General features: G+C 70.2%; 16 protein-coding genes. 5 read left to right on the top strand and 11 right to left on the bottom strand.

Annotation, left to right across the window (positions count from 1 at the left end):
- Nucleotides 1–3: 3 nt before the first annotated feature.
- A complete protein-coding gene (locus JYK17_RS09305; protein ID WP_030379754.1) occupies nucleotides 4–363 on the bottom strand; it encodes an NADH-quinone oxidoreductase subunit A in 360 nt (119 codons plus the stop codon).
- A gap of 764 nt (nucleotides 364–1,127) precedes the next feature.
- Here JYK17_RS09305 and JYK17_RS09300 point away from each other — a divergent pair.
- Complete coding sequence (locus JYK17_RS09300) at nucleotides 1,128–1,937, top strand: C40 family peptidase (RefSeq protein WP_108014516.1); 810 nt, start codon at nucleotides 1,128–1,130, stop codon at nucleotides 1,935–1,937.
- A gap of 157 nt (nucleotides 1,938–2,094) precedes the next feature.
- Here the strand turns inward: JYK17_RS09300 and JYK17_RS09295 are convergent, their stop codons facing one another.
- Entirely contained in the window at nucleotides 2,095–3,909 is a 1,815-nt protein-coding gene (locus JYK17_RS09295; RefSeq protein WP_108014515.1) for a hydroxysqualene dehydroxylase, read from the bottom strand.
- 90 nt (nucleotides 3,910–3,999) lie between these two features.
- Between JYK17_RS09295 and def the strand changes: the two genes are divergently transcribed.
- On the top strand, nucleotides 4,000–4,626 hold the full coding sequence (def, locus tag JYK17_RS09290) for a peptide deformylase (RefSeq protein WP_108014514.1): 627 nt from the start codon (nucleotides 4,000–4,002) through the stop codon (nucleotides 4,624–4,626).
- 10 nt (nucleotides 4,627–4,636) lie between these two features.
- On the opposite strand, the gene JYK17_RS09285 is transcribed toward def, so the two are convergent.
- A complete protein-coding gene (locus JYK17_RS09285) occupies nucleotides 4,637–5,929 on the bottom strand; it encodes a geranylgeranyl reductase family protein (protein WP_108014513.1) in 1,293 nt (430 codons plus the stop codon).
- A gap of 98 nt (nucleotides 5,930–6,027) precedes the next feature.
- Between JYK17_RS09285 and JYK17_RS09280 the strand changes: the two genes are divergently transcribed.
- Nucleotides 6,028–6,552 (top strand): GNAT family N-acetyltransferase, encoded by a 525-nt coding sequence (locus JYK17_RS09280; RefSeq protein ID WP_108014512.1) that lies wholly within the window; start codon nucleotides 6,028–6,030, stop codon nucleotides 6,550–6,552.
- A 110-nt stretch (nucleotides 6,553–6,662) separates the two neighbouring features.
- Nucleotides 6,663–6,971 (top strand): PASTA domain-containing protein, encoded by a 309-nt coding sequence (locus JYK17_RS09275; RefSeq protein ID WP_164932225.1) that lies wholly within the window; start codon nucleotides 6,663–6,665, stop codon nucleotides 6,969–6,971.
- On the opposite strand, the gene JYK17_RS09270 is transcribed toward JYK17_RS09275, so the two are convergent.
- The 4 genes from JYK17_RS09270 to JYK17_RS09255 form a co-directional block, all read right to left on the bottom strand.
- On the bottom strand, nucleotides 6,958–7,653 hold the full coding sequence (locus tag JYK17_RS09270) for a demethylmenaquinone methyltransferase (protein ID WP_108014510.1): 696 nt from the start codon (nucleotides 7,651–7,653) through the stop codon (nucleotides 6,958–6,960). The two genes, JYK17_RS09275 and JYK17_RS09270, sit on opposite strands and share 14 nt — an antisense overlap.
- Nucleotides 7,650–8,720: an acyltransferase family protein gene (locus tag JYK17_RS09265; RefSeq protein ID WP_222810192.1), complete on the bottom strand. Its 1,071-nt coding sequence runs from the start codon at nucleotides 8,718–8,720 to the stop codon at nucleotides 7,650–7,652. The genes JYK17_RS09270 and JYK17_RS09265 overlap by 4 nt, the downstream gene beginning before the upstream one ends.
- A 139-nt stretch (nucleotides 8,721–8,859) precedes the next feature.
- Entirely contained in the window at nucleotides 8,860–11,151 is a 2,292-nt protein-coding gene (locus tag JYK17_RS09260) for a bifunctional polysaccharide deacetylase/glycosyltransferase family 2 protein (RefSeq protein WP_222810165.1), read from the bottom strand.
- On the bottom strand, nucleotides 11,148–11,432 hold the full coding sequence (locus JYK17_RS09255) for a hypothetical protein (RefSeq protein ID WP_308011664.1): 285 nt from the start codon (nucleotides 11,430–11,432) through the stop codon (nucleotides 11,148–11,150). Before JYK17_RS09255 ends, JYK17_RS09260 begins: the two co-directional genes overlap by 4 nt.
- 269 nt (nucleotides 11,433–11,701) lie before the next feature.
- On the opposite strand from JYK17_RS09255, the gene JYK17_RS09250 reads away from it, so the two are divergent.
- A complete protein-coding gene (locus JYK17_RS09250; protein WP_206660186.1) occupies nucleotides 11,702–12,697 on the top strand; it encodes a chitinase in 996 nt (331 codons plus the stop codon).
- A 61-nt stretch (nucleotides 12,698–12,758) separates the two neighbouring features.
- Here the strand turns inward: JYK17_RS09250 and JYK17_RS09245 are convergent, their stop codons facing one another.
- The 4 genes from JYK17_RS09245 to JYK17_RS09230 form a co-directional block, all read right to left on the bottom strand.
- Nucleotides 12,759–13,223: an imidazolonepropionase-like domain-containing protein gene (locus JYK17_RS09245; RefSeq protein WP_222810164.1), complete on the bottom strand. Its 465-nt coding sequence runs from the start codon at nucleotides 13,221–13,223 to the stop codon at nucleotides 12,759–12,761.
- A 7-nt stretch (nucleotides 13,224–13,230) separates the two neighbouring features.
- Nucleotides 13,231–14,430 carry a cyclic dehypoxanthinyl futalosine synthase gene (gene mqnC / locus JYK17_RS09240; RefSeq protein WP_222810163.1) on the bottom strand — a complete coding sequence of 400 codons (1,200 nt, stop codon included), beginning with the start codon at nucleotides 14,428–14,430 and terminating at the stop codon, nucleotides 13,231–13,233.
- Nucleotides 14,431–14,510: 80 nt separating this feature from the next.
- Entirely contained in the window at nucleotides 14,511–15,239 is a 729-nt protein-coding gene (locus tag JYK17_RS09235) for a prepilin peptidase (protein ID WP_222810162.1), read from the bottom strand.
- Nucleotides 15,240–15,250: 11 nt separating this feature from the next.
- Nucleotides 15,251–18,235, bottom strand: coding sequence for a BTAD domain-containing putative transcriptional regulator (locus tag JYK17_RS09230; RefSeq protein ID WP_222810161.1), 2,985 nt, complete (start codon nucleotides 18,233–18,235; stop codon nucleotides 15,251–15,253).
- Nucleotides 18,236–18,739: the final 504 nt, after the last annotated feature.

Here is an 18,739-nt window from a genome sequence, read left to right as displayed (position 1 = left end):
CCCTCAGTCCCATTCCAGGCCGCCGCGCCGCCATACGTACGCGTACGCGACGAAGACGGTGAGCACGAAGAGCAGCATCTCCACGAGCCCGAAAATCCCCAGGGAGTCGAAGGTGACGGCCCAGGGGTAGAGGAAGACGATCTCGATGTCGAAGACGATGAAGAGCATCGCCGTCAGGTAGTACTTGATGGGGAAACGCCCGCCGCCGGCCGGCGTGGGGGTCGGCTCGATCCCGCACTCGTAGGCCTCGAGCTTGGCCCGGTTGTACCGCTTCGGACCGATCAGCGTGGCCATGACCACGGAGAAGATCGCAAAGCCTGCCCCGAGGGCTCCCAGTACGAGGATGGGCGCATACGCGTTCACCGCTCCTCGCTCCTCTCAGTCGGCACTGACTGCTGGCGATGGCGGGCTCACACCCGCCTCATACGCCCCTCTCACCCCGCCCGTCCCGGCGAAGATCGAGAACATGTGAAGCAGGTCACAAGCCCAACTGCCTCGCATCTTATGCCCGCCGCTCTGTGATCTGCGACACGGGGTATTGCACAAGCTTTGTGATCTCCACCACCTGACGAAGGATCATGAAGCCGGAGCAGAAGTGATCTTCGTACGTGAAGCGTCCGAGTGGTCACCAGAGGTGACATTTCCGCTTGTCGACGCAGTTCGGAGGCGGCGTCTCAATATCAAGAGACTTCCCTTGCATGCAAATTGGCGCTGGACGGGTCGTCTTGATAGAGGACTGCGTTCACACGTCAGGGGGAGGTGTGCGGTGCGGTGTGGACGCGTGCACGCGTTCACGAGCGGAGCCCGGTCGTGACCCCGGCGCAATCTCGTCGTGATCTTCGCGCGAGACGCAGCCGTCGGCGTGACCGTTGCGTGACCTCCGCCACACTCATGAGAGGGGCATGAGAACGGGGCTTGGCCAACTGCCTCAACCGGTGGTAGGCGCGGGGCAATTCGGGCGTAACGATGAAAGACCGTGATCACGAGGGCAATGGGCCGTGCCCGCTATGTCCGTTAGGGCGTCAATAAGGGTCGCTGGAACCAGGTTTCGGGGCGTCAGTTGAACAACTGTGGCGCAGCACACGTTTCTTGAAGGTATGGAGGAGCCCCTGATACCGGTTGTTCTCATGTCCCACACCGCTCACATACGCAGCCACCGGAAACCCCGCCGCACCGCGACGTCGTCGCTCGCGTTGCGCGTCGGTGTGACCGGTGGCGTCCTCAGCATGGCAGCGGCGGGTGCGTCGGCTTCGGCGAATGCCGCCGAGCCGGTCACGCAGACCCTCGAACTGCCCACCCTGACGGCCGACATGGCCACTCAGGTCGCCCAGTCCGCGGACGCCACGCAGCAGGCGGCCGCGAACTACCAGCTGCAGGCCGAGCGTGACGCCGCCGCCACAAAGGCCGCGAAGCAGGCCAAGGCGGACCTCGCACAGGCGAAGAAGAAGGCAGAGGCCAAGAAGAAGGCCCAGGAGGCCGCCCGCAAGGCCGCCGCCGAGCGCGCCTCGCGCAGCACGGAGCGGACCACCCTCTCCGCCACCGCCGGCACCTCGACGGCCTCCACGAGCTCGGCCACGGCCACCGGTTCGGCCGCGGCGGTCATCGCCTTCGTGAAGGCTCAGGTCGGCGACGCGTACGTCTCCGGCGGCACCGGCCCCAACTCGTGGGACTGCTCCGGTCTGGTGCAGGCCGCCTTCAAGCAGGTCGGCGTCGACCTGCCGCGCGTCTCGCAGAGCCAGTCGACGGCCGGCACCCAGGTCTCGCTGAGCAACCTGCAGCCCGGCGACATCCTGTACTGGGGCAGCGCGGGCAGCGCGTACCACGTGGCGGTGTACGTCGGCGACGGCATGTTCGTCGGCGCGCAGAACCCGTCGACCGGTGTGGTCGAGAAGCCGCTCTCCTACGACCCGCCGACCGGCGCGGTGCGGATGCTCTGACGCACCTCTCAGCACCTCACAGCACAACTCACGCAATACGGACGCACGGAAGGACCGCAGCCGCTCGGGGGCCGCGGTCCTTCCGCCCGTTCCGCCCAGCCCGTTCCGCCCAGCCCGCTCCGCCCAGCCCGTTCCGCCGAGCCCGGCCCGGTCGGGCTCAGCCCAGGTCGAAGGTGTTGGGCAGGCCCAGCCGGTAGCGGACCTCGTCGACGCGCTTGAGGGGCTCCATCTCCGGCGGGCGGTACAGCTCCCAGATCTCGCAGCGTCCCGCGTCCGAATTGTCCGCGTCCAGGAGGGCGTTGACGGCCCGTCGCGCCGACTCGTTGGCGCCTTCCATCGTCGCCAGGTCGACGTCCGTGCGGACGTAGTCGCCGGCGAGGAAGAAGTTCGGGACCGCTGTGCGGGCCGAGGGGCGGTTGTAGAGGGTTCCCGTGGGATGGATGAGGAGCTGCTCGCGATTGCGCGGCTCGGGGCCGCCCAGGCCCGTCACGGCCGGGTCCATGAACCAGCCGAGGCGGTCCTCGTCGGTGAGCGTCGTCTTGCCGGAGTCGTTCAGGGCGTCCTTCAGCTGCGCCCAGAGCTCGGCGACGATCTCGTCCTTGGTGCACTCCTTGGCCGTCTTGCCGTACAGGATGCCCGGCTTGTCCCACTCGGAGATGATCGCCGAGAGGCAGTCGTGGGCCCGGCCGTCGCCGTAGTCGCGCGAGAAGTCGCGGACGTCCCAGAACTGGGCCTGGCCGATGCCGGTCACCGACCAGGGTGAGTCGAGGCAGTTGATGTGGCCGTGCACGACGGGCGTGGGCGTGCGCAGGTAGAACATCACGCCGGTCATCCAGTCCGTCTGCAGCGCGTCGCACCTGGCGAGCTGCGGGTCGGCCGCCCGCAGCGCCCTGCCCCAGGTCGTGCGGGCGTGTTCGACGGGCATCGCGGAGACGTAGTGGTCGGCGGTGACCGTGCGCTCCTGGCCGCCGTCGCGCGCGGACACCCGTACGCCGGTGACCCGGCCGCCGTCGTGGAGGACCTCGTGGACCTGGGTGCCCAGAACGAATTCGACGCCCAGGGAGCGCAGATGGGTCTCCCAGGGGTCGATCCAGGCCTCGCTCGTGGGGGCGTTGAGGACCCGGTCGACGTCGGCGTCGCCGTCCAGGCCGCGGCCGAGCAGGCCCCAGAGGATCAGGGCCTCGATGATGACGCGGCCGACGGTGCGCGTGGACGCCACCTCCGCGCGCGTGGCGACGAGGTTGCGGGTCTGGCCGATGCCGAGGAGGGTCCGGTACTCCTCGCTCATGTCGTCGGCGCGGATGAAGTCCCACCACGCGACCTTCTCCCACTGGCCCTCGCGGCGGGCGTCGCAGCTGGTGAGGTGGACGAGGAGTCGGTCGGCGAAGTAGGCGACCTCGTGGGCCGGGAGGCGGGTGCCCAGGTCCAGCACGGAGAGGATCTGGTCGCGGATCCAGGACGGGGTGATGTCTCCGGGGGCGGGCGGGGTCGTCGCGCGGCGCAGCGGGAAGTGCAGATCCGGCCGTCCCGAGGCGCGGGCGAACAGCTCCTCGGTGGCGTTCCGCAGGTTGCCGTGGACACCGTTCGCGCTGCCGGGGAAGGGGATGCGGCGCATCGTGTCCGGCAGGTTCCGGTAGAAGCCGGGGAAGAAGCGGAAGCCGTGCTCGCCGGGCAGGGGCTTGCGCCCGCCGCTCGCGGTGCCGGGGACGTCCATCGAGCGGGCCTTGCCGCCGAGGATGTCGTAGTACTCGTAGACGGTGACGGCGTAGCCGCGTTCGGCGAGTTCGTGGGCGGCGCTGAGGCCGGAGACCCCGCCGCCGAGGACGGCGACGCGCTTGCCGGTGGAGGCCGCGCTCGCGCGCGTGGCGGGCCATAAGGCGAGCGCACCCGCCGCGCCCCCGGTGCCGGCGAGGAATCGTCTGCGGGTGTGGCCGGAGTTCCCCTCCGGTCGCGGTGAGTGTTCTGTTGTCATGAGTACCGGAGGGTAGGGAGGGCTTCCGCAGGCCGGAACCCTGTTTTCCCGCCACCCACAGCATCCTCACAATCACAGGGAGACACAGAGATGCCCAGTGTGTTCGTGCAAGGCAGGCCCGTCGACTCGTATCCGCCGCTCGCGCCCGAGGCCCGGCGCGGGAGGGTGCGGCGCGTGACCGAGGTCGGTGAGGAGGTCCTGCACAAGCCCTGCAGGGACGTCACCGAGTTCGGTCCCGACCTGGCCGCGCTCATCGACGACATGTTCCTGACCATGTACATCGCCGAGGGAGCCGGCCTCGCGGCGAACCAGGTCGGCGTCGACCTGCGGCTGTTCGTCTACGACTGCCCGGACGACGACGGGACCCGCCATGTCGGGCACATCGTCAACCCGGTGCTCGACGCGCTCGCACCCGCCGGGCGCCGGCTGCTCGACGAGAACGAGGGGTGCCTGTCGGTGCCGGGTGCCGTCATGGACGTACCGCGCCCCGACCGGGCCGTGGTGCGCGGGCTGGACAAGGACGGGCAGCCGCTCGTCATCGAGGGGACGGGGTACTTCGCGCGCTGCCTGGAGCACGAGACCGACCACTGCAACGGCCGGGTCTACCTGGACCGGCTCTCCGGCCGGGACCGCAAGAACGCGCTGCGGCAGGTGGCGGACCGGCGCGACGAGGTGTTCGCCCGCCGGGCCGCCAACGTGGCGGCGTTGAACAGCTAGTTCGGCCGGTTCACGCCTTCGGGGCCACCTTGCTCAGGCCGTTGATGATCCGGTCCATGGCGTCGCCGCCGGTCGGGTCGGTCAGGTTCGCCAGCATCTTGAGGGTGAACTTCATGAGCATGGGGTGGGTCAGGCCGCGCTGGGCCGCGATCTTCATGATCTTCGGGTTGCCGATGAGCTTCACGAAGCCGCGGCCCAGCGTGTAGTAGCCGCCGTAGGTGTCCTTGAGGACCCGGGGGTAGCGCTGCAGGGCGAGTTCACGGCTCGCGGGCGTCGGGCGGGCGTGGGCCTGGACGATGACGTCGGCGGCGATCTGGCCGGACTCCATGGCGTAGGCGATGCCCTCGCCGTTGAACGGGTTCACCAGGCCGCCGGCGTCGCCCACCAGGAGCAGGCCCTTGGTGTAGTGGGGCTGGCGGTTGAAGGCCATGGGGAGCGCGGCGCCGCGGATCGGCCCGGTCATGTTGTCCGGGGTGTAGCCCCAGTCCTCGGGCATGGAGGCGCACCACGCCTTGAGGATCTCGCGCCAGTCCAGCTCCTTGAAGGCCGCCGAGGTGTTCAGCACGCCGAGGCCGACGTTCGAGGTGCCGTCGCCCATGCCGAAGATCCAGCCGTAGCCGGGCAGCAGCCGGTCCTGGGGGCCGCGGCGGTCCCACAGTTCCAGCCAGGACTCCAGGTAGTCGTCCTCGTGGCGGGGCGAGGTGAAGTACGTCCGTACGGCGACGCCCATCGGGCGGTCCTCGCGGCGGTGCAGGCCCATCGCCAGCGAGAGCCGCGTCGAGTTGCCGTCGGCGGCGACGACCAGCGGCGCGTGGAAGGTCACCTCGCGCTTGTCCTCGCCGAGCTTGGCGTGGACGCCGGTGATGCGGCCGGTGCGCTCGTCGACGATCGGGGCACCGACGTTGCAGCGCTCGTAGAGCCGCGCGCCCGCCTTCTGGGCCTGCCGGGCGAGCTGCTCGTCGAAGTCGTCGCGCTTGCGGACGAGACCGTAGTCGGGGAAGGAGGCCAGATCCGGCCAGTCGAGCTGGAGCCGCACTCCCCCGCCGATGATCCGCAGGCCCTTGTTGCGCAGCCAGCCGGCTTCCTCGGAGATGTCGATGCCCATGGCCACAAGCTGTTTGACCGCGCGCGGGGTGAGGCCGTCACCGCAGACCTTCTCCCGCGGGAACTCGGTCTTCTCCAGCAGGAGGACGTCCAGGCCGGACTTGGCGAGGTGGTAGGCGGTCGTGGAACCGGCGGGCCCCGCGCCCACGACGATCACATCGGCGGTGTTCTCGGAGAGCGGCTCGGGCGCGACGGTCACGGCGGGATCTCCCCAACTTCGAAATCTCTGTGCCGGACGGCACGGGACAGGGGCAGTCTATTCAGCAGCATTGATCACCTGGCTGAAGGGCTGCCCTCGTGAACCGAGCTCTCCCCGTAGTACGGCTGCGCGTACCCACCGACGAGGACGCGATCGCCTGGCACCGGGTCTTCGACGACCCGGACGTCATGGAGTTCCACGGCGGTACGTCCGCGGAACTGTCCGTCTACGAGGAGCTCACCGCCCGGCAGCGCCGGCACGATGCCGAACGGGGCTTCTGCCTGTGGACCATGAGCGACGACCGCGGGCAGGTCATCGGGTTCACCGGCGCCCAGCCGTGGCCGCACGAGTGGGGGCCCAGCGGCGAGATAGAGATCGGCTGGCGGCTCGGCCGGGAGTTCTGGGGCAAGGGGTACGCAACGGCCGCCGCGCAGATGACGCTGGAGCGGCTGCGGGCGGCCGGGGTGACGAGCGTGGTGGCGATGGTCAGACCCGGAAACGAGCGGTCGATCGCGGTCACGAAGCGCCTCGGCATGGAGCTGAGGGAGACCTACCGGCACCCGCGTCTCGACGAGGACGCGCTCTGCTTCGGCCTCGACCTCCAAACCGGTCACACGGAGTAACTGACTGCTACAGAAAGACACTTGACGCTTCCGGATGACACCCCCGGGCGGTTACCCTGCCTGTACCGCTGGGGGTGACATCTGTGCGTATAACACCCAAACCACCCGAAGTGCGCGTACCACGGCTTGTCGGGCTGATGGCCATGGACGCGCGCAAGTCGGCAGAGACGACCGGGCTCTTCCTCAACGCACCGGACCGGCCGGACTTCCACCAGACCGTCGTCGAATACGTCGTACGGCAGTACCCGCAGCCGGGCGCCGAGGTGCCCCGGGACTCCGTGATCTACGTGTGGTTCGACTTCGGCGAGGGGGAGGGCGGCGGAGGCATGCGCGAGCCCCGCATCCCCCGGCCCCCCACGGGCGGACTGCAGCGCGAACTCGACGAGCCGGGCGACCCGTACGTGGTCAGCTCTGCTTGAACCCGCGGTGCAGGGCCACCACGCCGCCCGTGAGGTTCTTCCACGCCACCTTCGACCAACCGGCCTTCTGCAGCCGCTCGGCCAGCGCGGGCTGGTCGGGCCAGGCGCGGATGGACTCGGCGAGGTAGACGTAGGCGTCGGGGCTGGAGGAGACCGCGCGGGCGACCGGCGGGAGGGCGCGCATCAGGTACTCGGTGTAGACGGTGCGGAAGGGCGCCCAGGTCGGGTGCGAGAACTCGCAGATCACCACCCGGCCGCCGGGCTTGGTCACCCGGTGCATCTCGCGCAGGGCGCCGTCGACGTCCTGCACGTTGCGCAGCCCGAAGGAGATCGTGACGGCGTCGAAGGTGTCGTCGCGGAACGGCAGCTTCGTCGCGTCGCCCGCGGTCAGCGGCAGCCAGGGGTGCTTCTTCTTGCCGACCTGGAGCATGCCGAGGGAGAAGTCGCAGGGGACGACATAGGCGCCCGTGCGGGCGAACGGCAGCGAGGAGGTCGCCGTGCCCGCCGCGAGGTCCAGGACCTTCCGCGCCGGCCTGGCATCGACCGCCTTCGCCACCTCCTTGCGCCACACCCGGTCCTGGCCGAGCGACAGCACGTCGTTCGTCAGGTCGTACCGTTCCGCCACGTCGTCGAACATCGAGGCGACTTCGTGCGGCTGCTTGTTCAGGGAAGCGCGGGTCACCTCGCCATTGTTGCAGCCCGCCCTCCCGGAAGGAGTCTGGGCTTCTTCTTCGCGGCCACGTCCTCCACGCAGCCGCACACAAGGACGAACACCGCGATCAGGACCCAGCCGATGCCGAACATGAACCACTGGCTCTCCAGCGGCAGGTACTTCTCGAACGCGGGCACGTTCCAGAACTGGTCGATCAGCGGGACGGCCAGGATCAGCGCGATCTCGTGCCAGAGGTAGATCGTCACGGCACGCGCGTTGAAGACCGTGACCGTCCGGTCCAGCCGCCGGAAGCTGGTCAGTCGAGCGAAGTCGATCCGGAAGTACGCCTTCGCCCACATCAGCAGCAGCACGAAGCCGGCCGACCAGAAGGCCTGGGCGAGCGGGTCCTCGTCAAGGTCGTACGTGCCGAAATCGGATTGGTGGCCGAAGGCGTACCAGCCGCCGTAGCCCAGCGCGGCGAGCGAGAGCGCGACGACGAGGGCCGGCTTCATCCGCTGCAGCACGCCGTCGCGGTGCGCGAAGCCGAGGATCCAGCAGAAGAGGTACGTCGACAGGTCCCACAGGGCGCTGCCGAAGCGGTTGTCCGGGCCGGTCCAGACGAAGTTCAGGACCAGGATCGGGGCGAGGGACAGGGCCAGGACGGGGAGCGGGGCGAGCCGGAAGAGCCGTAGGAGAAGGGGGGACAGCAGGACGAACCAGAGGTACGTCCGCAGGTACCAGAGGATCTCCCATGCCTGCTCGCCCCAGGCGTTGCCCGGGGGGTCGCCGAGCGGGACGACCCAGTAGACGATCTGCCAGCCGGGGATCCAGCCGTGGATCAGCATGGCGAGGACCACGAAGACGCCCCAGAACCAGAACGGGGGGAGGAGTCTTCGCAGGCGGCTCCTGAGGACCTTCGGGGCGGGGCGCTCCAGGGACTTGGCCATAAGGGTGCCTGCGAGGGCGAACATGACGCCCATCGAGGGGTAGATCATTCCTGCCCAGGGCCAGCCGAAGGTGTGGTACGTGACGACCCTTACCAGGGCTACTGCTCTGAGGGTGTCGAAGTAGCGGTCCCGCGGGGGGACTTGAGGCAGTGGGACGGTGCTCCCCGTCTCGCCGGGTTCAGCCGCGCCCGGCGCTGCAGGCTGTGCCCACCCGTTCCGCCGTGCGGAACGATTGCCCACAGCGGTAGCGGAAGCGGCGGGTGGCGCTCCTCTTCTGTGCGAACCCAATTCAGCCCACCCCCGCCGGAGTTCCGACCTCGCCCGTTCGTTTCAGCTTCTGCCAGCGGAGGCGGCCGCCGGTGAGGGCGGTGATGCAGGAGTGGATGAGGACGAGGTACATCATCTGGCGGTAGGCCAGTTGCTGGAGGGGCATCATCAGGAGGTAGCGGTACTTTTCGCGGTCGAGGCGGAACGCGTAGGCCGCGCAGACGAGTTGAATGGCCAGCACCGCGAGCCAGGCGAGCAGGGCCGCCGTGAAGTCGACGAAGATCATCGAGTAGGCGGTGAACACGTCGATGAGCGGGGCGCAGACCGGCGTCACGATCTGGAAGATGACGACGAGCGGCATGCCGACGCGGCCGAAGCGGCCCGAAGGTCCCTTGTCCGTAAGGGACTTGCGATGCTTCCACAGCGCCTGCATGGTGCCGTACGACCAGCGGTAGCGCTGCGACCACAGCTGCTTGAGCGATCCGGGCGCCTCCGTCCAGGCCCGGGCGTGCTCCTGGTAGACGACCCGCCAGCCCGCGCGGTGCATGGCGATGGTGATGTCGGTGTCCTCGGCGAGGGTGTCCTCGCTCATCCCGCCGACCTGCAGCACCGCCTCGCGGCGGAAGGCGCCGATCGCGCCCGGAATGGTGGGCATGCAGCGCAGCAGGTCGTACATGCGCCGGTCGAGGTTGAAGCCCATCACGTACTCGATGTGCTGCCAGGCGCCGATGAGCGTGTTGCGGTTGCCGACCTTGGCGTTGCCGGCGACGGCGCCGACCTCGGGGTCGGCGAAGGGCTGCACGAGGTGCCGTACGGTGTCCGGTTCGAAGACGGTGTCGCCGTCCATCATCACGACGATGTCGCAACTGGCGCTGCGCACCCCGTGGTTGAGGGCGGCCGGCTTGCCCGCGTTCTCCTGGCGGATCACCCGGACATTGGTCATGCCGAGCGCGTTCGCCGCCTCACGCGCGATCTCGGAGGTGCCGTCCGTCGAGCCGTCGTCGACCACGATGACCTCGATCGGATGGGTGCTCCTCGACAGCGACTCGAGGGTGTTGGCGATGCACTCCTTCTCGTTGTACGCCGGGACGATCACGCTGACCGGCCGGGTGACCGGCGGCCCCCAGCTGAACCGGCGCTTGTTGCGCTGTCTGTAGTGGCGGCGGGCGAGGACCACCATCATCCCGAAGCGGCCCATGACGGCCACGCCCACGACCATCAGACCGACCGAGAGCACGGGCAGCGCGTACTCGGCCACGGCGACGGCCACGATCAGCGCCTTGCCCTCGTAGAGGGTCGCGCCGGTGGCCTTGTGCTGGGCGGCCTGCAGGCCGCCCGTGACCGAAACGCCGCGCGCCTGCGGGCCGTTGGGGACACTGCCGCCCGGCCGCAGCGCCGCGGCAGCACCGGTCACCGCCCGGCCGCTGCCGGTGTTCTGCTTCTCCATGACGCCGCTGATGGTGGTGAAGGTGTAGCCCTTCGCCTTCATCTTCTCGATGTACTTCGGCAGCGCCTTGATCGTCTGCTCGCGGTCGCCGCCGGCGTCGTGCATGAGAACCGCCGCGCCCGAAGTCCCCTTCGGTGTGGCCCAGTCCACGATCTTCGAGACGCCCGGCTTCTTCCAGTCGTCGCTGTCGGTGTCGACGAAGACGCTGGTGTAACCCTCCTGGCCGAGCCTCTTGTAGACCGGCCAGCTGTAGTTGTCGATGGCGTCCGTCTCCGAGGAGTACGGCGCCCGGAACAGCGTGGTCGTGATCCCGGCCGCGCCCGCGAGCGCGAGCTGGGTCTGCTTCATCTCCCGGTCGACGCGGGCATTGCTCTGGTAGGAGAGGTCGACGTGGGTGAACGTGTGGATGCCCACCTCGTCGCCCTGCCCGACCATGTCCTTCACGATCCCCGGGTAGCGCGAGACCATCGAGCCGACCAGGAAGAAGGTCGCCGGGACGTCGTACTTCTTGAGGATCTTCAGCACCTGGGGCGTGTAGGTGGGGTTCGGACCGTCGTCGAAGGTGAGCGCGATGGTCTTCTTCGGCACCGAGACCGTGGTGGCCCGGTCGCCTCGGAAGGTGAGGATCGGCCCGCCGTCGAGGACTTTGTCGGGGACCTTGCTGGAGCCGGCGCCGGTGCGCACGCGCTGGTCGCCGCCGACCTCGGCCCGCAGATAGCCGTCGAGCAGCATGACGCTGGTCAGCCCGAGCAGCACCAGCAGGGCGAGGATGACACGCGGTTTCTGCAGTGCCGCGGCCTTGCCCGCCGCGCGCTGCATACGGGAGGGGGCGCGGCGGCGGCCACGAGTGGTGGATGTCGTCGTCATGAGGATGGCCGCGTTCCGGTGGGGGCGCCCGTGAGCGGCGTACCGGTGGGCCTCGCCGGCGGGGTGCCGAATCCGCCCGGCGGCTCGGTGCCCCGGGGGCCGGAGTTGCGGACACCGGCCGGGCCGCCGCCCGCGAAGGGCAGCAGCGAGGACGGGGTCGCGGTGCCGATCCCCATGAAGGCCAGGCCCAGCACGACGGCGTACCCGAGGCACAGCACGCCGGCGAGCAGGCCGATCCGGCGCAGCAGCTTGGAACGGCGCCCGGAGTTGTCAACGAACACGGGCCCCTCAGCAGGCCCGTTGCCGCGTTTGCGGCGGCGACCACGTTCGGTCGCACGGTTTTCGATGGCAGGCTCGGAATGCATTCCCCAGACGTTAGGGAGTCATTATGTGACCGAATCGAGTCTTGTTGTGAGGTGCATAAGAGAAACCTCGTGAGCTGTCCCTCGCCTGTGGAATCCTTCCGGAACACCGGCCGCATATGAGACGTTTCCCTTTCAGAATGACATCACGACAGCGCTCGAGAGCGCACGAGAGCGAGTTCCTGCGAATGCCGATTTTCCGGAAGCCGATGGCCGGGCTGACGTGCCTGTTCGCCCTGGCCGTGGCGGGCTGTTCCGCGGGCTCGGGGGACTCGGGCGGGAGCACGGACGCCGCCGAGCCGTCCCACACCGCATACGCCCCCTACGTGAGCGCCACGGACGCCTCCGCCAACGACTCGGCCGGCTCCCCGTCGACGTACAACCTGGCCTTCGTGATCTCCGACGGCAGAACCTGCACCCCGAAGTGGGACGGCCAGGACGCCCTGACCAACTCGGCGATCAAGTCCCGGATCTCGAAGCTGAAGGCGGACGGCGGTGACGTCCGCGTCTCCTTCGGCGGTGCTTCCGGCAAGGAGCTGGCATCGACCTGCGACAGCGCGTCCGCGCTGGCGGCGGCGTACGGCAAGGCACTGGACGCGGCGGGCACCGACCGCGCCGACTTCGACATCGAGGGCGACGAACTGACCGACGCCGGCTCGGTCGCCCTGCGCTCGAAGGCGATCGCCCTGCTGCAGAAGCAACGCAGCGACCTGGAGGTCACCTTCACGCTCCCGGTCATGCCGTCCGGCCTGGACGCCGACGGCCTGGCGCTGCTGGAATCCGCGAACAAGTACGACGTGCAGGTCTCCACGGTGAACCTGATGACCATGAACTACGGCGAGTCGTACGCCGGCGACATGGGCGACTACGCCCTCACCTCCGCCAAGGCTGCCCACACCCAGCTGAAGAAGGTCTTCGGCCTGTCCGACGCGAACGCCTGGCAGGGCATGGCGCTGACCTCGATGCTCGGCGTGAACGACGTCGCCAACGAGACGTTCTCGCTCTCCGACGCGGCGCAGGTGCGGGCGTTCGCGCAGAAGAAGGGGATCGCCTGGGTGTCGATGTGGTCGACGTTCCGGGACCAGAAGTGCAAGGCCGGTGACTCCGCCTCCGACGACGCGGCCACCAACTGCAGCGGGGTGGAGCAGAGTTCGGGGGCGTTCGGGAAGGCGTTCGCCGGCTGAGTGCACGGAGTGCGGGTGGTTCGTGGCCGGTCGCGCGGTTCCCCGCGCCCCTGAAAGACCTTCAGCGCCGCCGATGCACCAGGCGTCCGGCGCACACCGTCGCGATGCAGTCGCCGGTGTCGTCGAACACGGCGAGGTCGGCGCGGGCGTTCTCGTCGAGCACCGTCCGGCGGGCGCTCGCGAGGACCAGCACGTCGTTGCGGTCGGCCGCGGCGCGGAGTTCGGGCGAGTCGGCGTGGGCCGCCAGAACCGCCGTCGCCCCCGACTTCAGGACGGCGTGGACGCGTTCGCGCGGGGACGGGGCGTCGGGCAGCGGCCCTTCGTGCACGCGGGCGGGCCCGAGCACCCCGGGCCAGCGCCGCACCCGTCCGCCCGGGAACCGCTCCTGCACCTCGGCGAGAGTGCCCACGGCGGCGATACGCCCGCCCTCGACCGCCACGGCGCCTCCCGTGACGACCCCGACGCGCGCGGCGGACGCGGTGGCCCAGTCGCGGCGCACCTCGTCCGCCGCGTGAATCGTCAGCACCGTACGGTCAGTTGGAGGCCAGGAGCTTCAGCTCCGGGTGGGCCGTGCCGCCCGCGATCGCCGTGGACGAGATGTGGGACATGACCCGCTCGTCGACCGGGTCGTTCGCCGGGTCGTCGTGCACGACGATGTGCTCGTACGTCGTCGTCCGCTGGGCCGGCACCCGCCCGGCCTTCCGGATCAGGTCGATGATCTCCATCCGGTTGGAGCGGTGCTTGGCACCGGCCGAGGAGACGACGTTCTCCTCCAGCATGATCGAACCGAGGTCGTCGGCGCCGTAGTGCAGCGACAGCTGGCCGACCTCCTTGCCCGTGGTCAGCCAGGAACCCTGGATGTGCTGGACGTTGTCCATGAACAGCCGGGCGATGGCGATCATCCGCAGGTACTCGAAGAGCGTGGCCTGCGTGCGGCCCTTCAGATGGTTGTTCTCGGGCTGGTACGTGTACGGGATGAAGGCGCGGAACCCGCCCGTCCGGTCCTGTACGTCGCGGATCATCCGCAGGTGCTCGATGCGCTCGGCGTTGGTCTCGCCGGTGCCCATCAGCATGGTGGAGGTCGACTCGACGCCCAGGTTGTGCGCGGTCTCCATGATCTCCAGCCAGCGCTCGCCGGACTCCTTCAGCGGCGCGATCGCCTTGCGCGGCCGCTCGGGGAGCAACTCGGCGCCGGCACCCGCGAAGGAGTCGAGGCCGGCGGCGTGGATGCGCCGGATCGCCTCCTCGACGGAGACCTTCGAGATCCGCGCCATGTGCTCGACCTCGCTCGCCCCCAGGCTGTGGATGACGAGCTGCGGGAACTCCTTCTTGATGGCCGCGAAGTGCTTCTCGTAGTACTCCACGCCGTAGTCCGGGTGGTGGCCGCCCTGGAACATGATCTGGGTGCCGCCGAGCTCGACGGTCTCGGCGCAGCGCCGCAGGATGTCGTCGAGGTCGCGGGTCCAGCCCTTCTCGGTGTCCTTGGGGGCCGCGTAGAAGGCGCAGAACTTGCACGCCGTGACGCACACGTTGGTGTAGTTGATGTTGCGCTCGATGATGTACGTCGCGATGTGCTCGGTGCCCGCGTACTTGCGGCGGCGTACGGCGTCGGCCGCGGCGCCCAGCGCGTGCAGCGGGGCGTCGCGGTAGAGGTCGAGGGCCTCTTCCGGGGTGATCCGCCCGCCGGCCGCGGCACGGTCGAGGACGGACTGAAGCTCGGCCTTCTCGGTCACCGGGGCGTCCCTTTCGTCAAGGGTTGTGGACGGTCGGACAGTCCTGACCAGCGTACGCCAGGGCCTGTGCGAGGCTGTCGTCAGGCCGCGTAGGCCCCCATGAGCAGCCCCACGAACGTGCCCGCGATCAGGAACGGCCCGAACGCGATGGCCGTCTTGCGCCCGGCCCGCCGTACGACGACGAGGGCGCCCCCGTACAGCGCGCCGAGCACGAACGCCGCGAAGGTGCCCAGCATGAGCGTCGGCCAGCCGTACCAGCCCAGGGCGGCGCCCAGCCCCAGCGCCAGCTTGACGTCGCCGAAGCCCATGCCGCCGGGGTTGATGAGGAACAGCACGAAGAAGGCGCCGCCGAGCGCGAGGGCGCCGTAGAGGGAGGTGAGCCAGTCACCGGCGTGCTCGGGCAGCAGGGCCGTGATGCCGAGCAGGACGAGCGCGGCGCTCGCGAGCGGCAGCGTGAGCACGTCCGGCAGCCGCTTCACCCGGAAGTCGACGACCGCGAGCAGCACGCCGACGGGCCCGAGCAGCAGCCAGACGCCCAGTTCGGGGCGGGTGTCGGTGGCGGCGGCGAGGGCGGCGCAGACGAGGGCGGTGGCGATGATCACGGGCGTCGCGGAACCGTAGGCGGCCTGCTCCGGCCCGCACCGCGCGCAGCGCGCACGCCCGATCCATCCGCCGACCGGATGCCCACCGGGGCACTGCTCCCGCCAGTCCTCCCCGGACGGTACGGAGAAGCGGTACACGGCGCGCGGCAGCAGCGCGCCCGCCGCCGCGCCCCACAGGGCGGCGACGGCGATCAGCACGATCGTCATCGAGTCGCTGTTCATCCCACGGCGGCGACGCCGCTGCGCCACGACGGCAGCAGCTCGTCGAGCAGCGCCTCGGTGCGCGGCGGCAGTCCGCGGGCGCCGCTGCGGTTGACCAGGTCGGCGGCGAGGGCCTGCAGGCGGGCCTCGTCGCCGGTGGCGTGGGTGGCGCGCAGCAGTTCGTTCCACAGGCGCTCGTCGGCGGGGGCGGAGTTGAGGGCCGCGTTCAGGGCCTCGATGGCCTTCTCCGCGCGGTTCTTCTCCAGGTGGAAGGCGGACAGGGCGAGCCCGATGTCCGCGACGAGCAGCGGGAGTTGGGCGTCGATGATCTCGTGGGTGAGCCAGCGGTAGCGGCCCTCGGGACGGTCGGCCAGCAGGGGACCGCGCACCAGCACCAGCGCGTCGGTGAGCAGCCGCCCGCGCACGGCCCGGCTGTCGACGCCCTTGCCCTGGGTGGCCTCGTGGTAGAGCGAGCGCAGCACGTCCAGGTCGGACACCACGGACTTGGCGAGCACCAGCCGCCCGGTGGCGTCGGCCGAGAGCCGGGGGCTGCCGTCCGGGTCGGTGCCGAGCCAGTCCGCCAGCCGCTCCAGCAGCGCGTCGCGTACGTCCTCGGTGACGCCCCGCGGCCACAGCGCGGAGGACAGCACCCGCGGGTGCACGCCCTCGCGGTGCAGCAGGAGCAGCGCGAGCGCCTCGTGCAGCAGGGCGCTGCGGTCGCCGTCCGGGGTGTCGAGGCCGATGATCTCGTACGGGCCGACCAGGCGCGCGTACACCGCCGGGCGCCCCTGTTCGCTGACGTCGACGAGGAACGGCGGGGTGGGCGTGGGCCCCTGCGGGTCGCGCTCGGGATCGGCCTCGACGAACAGCTCGACGACGGCGCGCTGGGTGGCGAGCGGCAGCATCTGGGCGTCGAGTTCGAGCCCGAGGAGCGGGGCGAGCAGCTTGCCCGCGCCGGTGATCTCCATCTCCCAGGCGGCGCCGGGCAGATCGCCGGTCTCGGTGCCGACGAGGTAGCCGATGCCGAGGCGGCTCGCGTCGGAGGCGAGTTCGGCCAGTTTGACGGCGTTCTCGGCGGAGGGCTGGGCGGCGAGCAGGACGAGGTGCGGGGCCCAACGGGTGTGCTGGGCAGGGCCCGTACGCCCGGTGAGGACGGAGTCGTGTCCGGCGGCGCCGAGCGCTCCCCTGCGCTGCCGCGTCTCGGCCTCCATGGTCTCGATCAGGTCGTCGATGCCGTCGAGGTGGCGCAGCCGGTTGGGCGCGAGCGGGGTGAGGTCCTCGCCGAACCCGACGAGGGTGATGGTCATGCGGTCCGACCACCCGTTGGTGGCCAGCTCCGCGGCGACGGACGCGAAGACGGCGGCCCGGTCGGCCTCGCGGCCGCTGAGGGAGACGATGCCCGGCACGGACTCCAGGTTGAGCAGCAGCCGCGAGTCGTCCATGGTGCCGAGGCTGACGAGGCCGGGGTACGGCGCGGCCGTGTCGACGTCGTCGTAGCGCTCGGCGTCGGTGCGGGCGAGCATCCAGAACGTCTGGTCCTGGCCGAGCTGCCAGGGCGCGGGCGGCTTCCCGGCGGGCTGGGCGAGCTGCAGATGCAGATCGCCGTTGCTGAGCCAGGCGGCGTAGACGGTGGGCAGGGCGCGCGACTCACCGGCGAGTTGGGCGGCGAGGCCGCGCAGCGACCGGTCCAGCAGCCGTACGCCGTCGGGGTCGGCGCCGACGAGCAGGGCGTCCTGCACGTCCGCGGCGTCACCGGTCGGCGTCGGCGGCTCCATCCCGCGCCGCCCGCCGACGGCACCGAGCGCCGACTGCCACAGGGCCTGCCGGCGGCGGCGCCCGAGAGCGCCGAGGAGGCCGGCGGCGAGGAGGGGGGCGCCGATGAGGGCCTGGGGGAGCCCGAAGGCGCTGCTTTCGCCGGTTGCGGCTGGGGCGGTGTGCTGAGCACCGGCGTGCTGCCGGTCGCCGTCGGAGGCGGGGCGCTGCTGGGGCACGGAGACCTGGGCGCCGCCGTGGCCGCCGCCCTGGGCCTGGCTGCCGCCGCCCTGGGCGTGGTCGCCGGACTTGGCGTAGTCGTGAATCTGCTGCTGAACGCCGGGCGAGACATGGGCACTGGCATTGGCGTTGGCGTCGGGCATCTCGACGAGCTCGCCGCCGTGCGCGTCGCCGGGCATCTCCATGATCCACCCGGGCCGGATCAGGCTGGCCTCGGACAAGCGGGAACCGTCGGGCTGGATACGGTCCTTGTTGAGCTCGTAGATCTCCTTGTACCGGCGTCCGTCACCGAGGTGGCGCTGCGCGATCTCCCACAGAGAGTCGTGGTGGCGGCCCTCGGGCGGCTGGATGCGGTAGTACTTCGTGTCGCCGTGCTGCTTGGCGTTGTGGCCGGCGTCGGCCTGCGCGTGGGAGGCCTGCTCGGCGAGGGCGGCCGCGGTGCTCGCGGCCTGCTCCTGCTGCTGGGCGAGGATCCCGGGAGTCGCCTGCGCCGCGGCCACGGTCGGCTTGTGGTTGCCCTCCAGGCTGTGCCCGAGGTTCGACAGCCCCGGCGTGAGGCTGGCGGCGGTCGCGCCGACGAGCAGCAGGGCGGCGACGAGCTGCCGCGCGAGCAACTGACTCGGCCCGGCCCCGGGTACGCGCCCCGGCACCCCGACACCGGACAGCGCGGCCTTGACCTCGACGAGCACACAGGCCGTGAACTGGGCCCAGGCCAGCCACACGATGACGGTCAGGATGCGCAGGAACGTGTCGACGGTGATTTCCCGCTGCAGCCAGTCCAGGCTCGGCGCCCCGTGCGGCAGCGGCCACCCGATCAGCACGGCGAGCGCCCCGGGCACCCCGACCACCAGAACGAGCAACGCGACGAACGCGAAGAACGCCTTGACGAAGTCCCCGAACGAACGCCGCCGGACACGGACAGCCTGCGGCGTCCGGTTCCTCGGCGCGTTCGCGTTCGTCGAGTTGCCCGTCGAGCGTCCCGTCGAGCTTGAGGTGCTGCGTCGCGGCATGGCGGTGTCCTGGGTTGTGTGGTGTGCGGGGTGTTGGGTGCGGTGGTTGTGAGTGCGGTGGTTGTGGGGCGCAGTGAGCCTACCGAGATCTTATGGACTCTTATTTGGGACGTCGAAGGCCGGACGAGACGAAGAGCACACGCCCACCATCCGATACGTCACCCCGCGCCCCCTAAACCCGATTTGCCCCGCCGGGCCGCCGCTACAGACCCACGCGCCCACGACCCCCGGCGGCACCGCCACCACGGGTCCACGCCCCTACGATCCCCGCCCCCGCGCCGGTCACGCCACACTCCTCACATCCCCCACACAATCCCCCACCGGCACGCCAGACCCTCTTACCCGCCCCTGATAGCTTCGTTCCCTGTTGCACACAGCCGACACAGCCGACTCCGGGGGAGATCAACCGTGGCCCGCCGCGCACTGCCGACTACCGCTGCCGCGTTCACCGCCGCCGCGGCTCTGCTTCTCACCGGGTGCGGTGGGGGTGACAAGTCCTCGTCG

This window comes from Streptomyces plumbidurans (assembly GCF_019857225.1).
Classification (GTDB): Bacteria; Actinomycetota; Actinomycetes; order Streptomycetales; family Streptomycetaceae; genus Streptomyces; species Streptomyces plumbidurans.
This window is presented reverse-complemented; position numbering and strand designations above follow the sequence as displayed.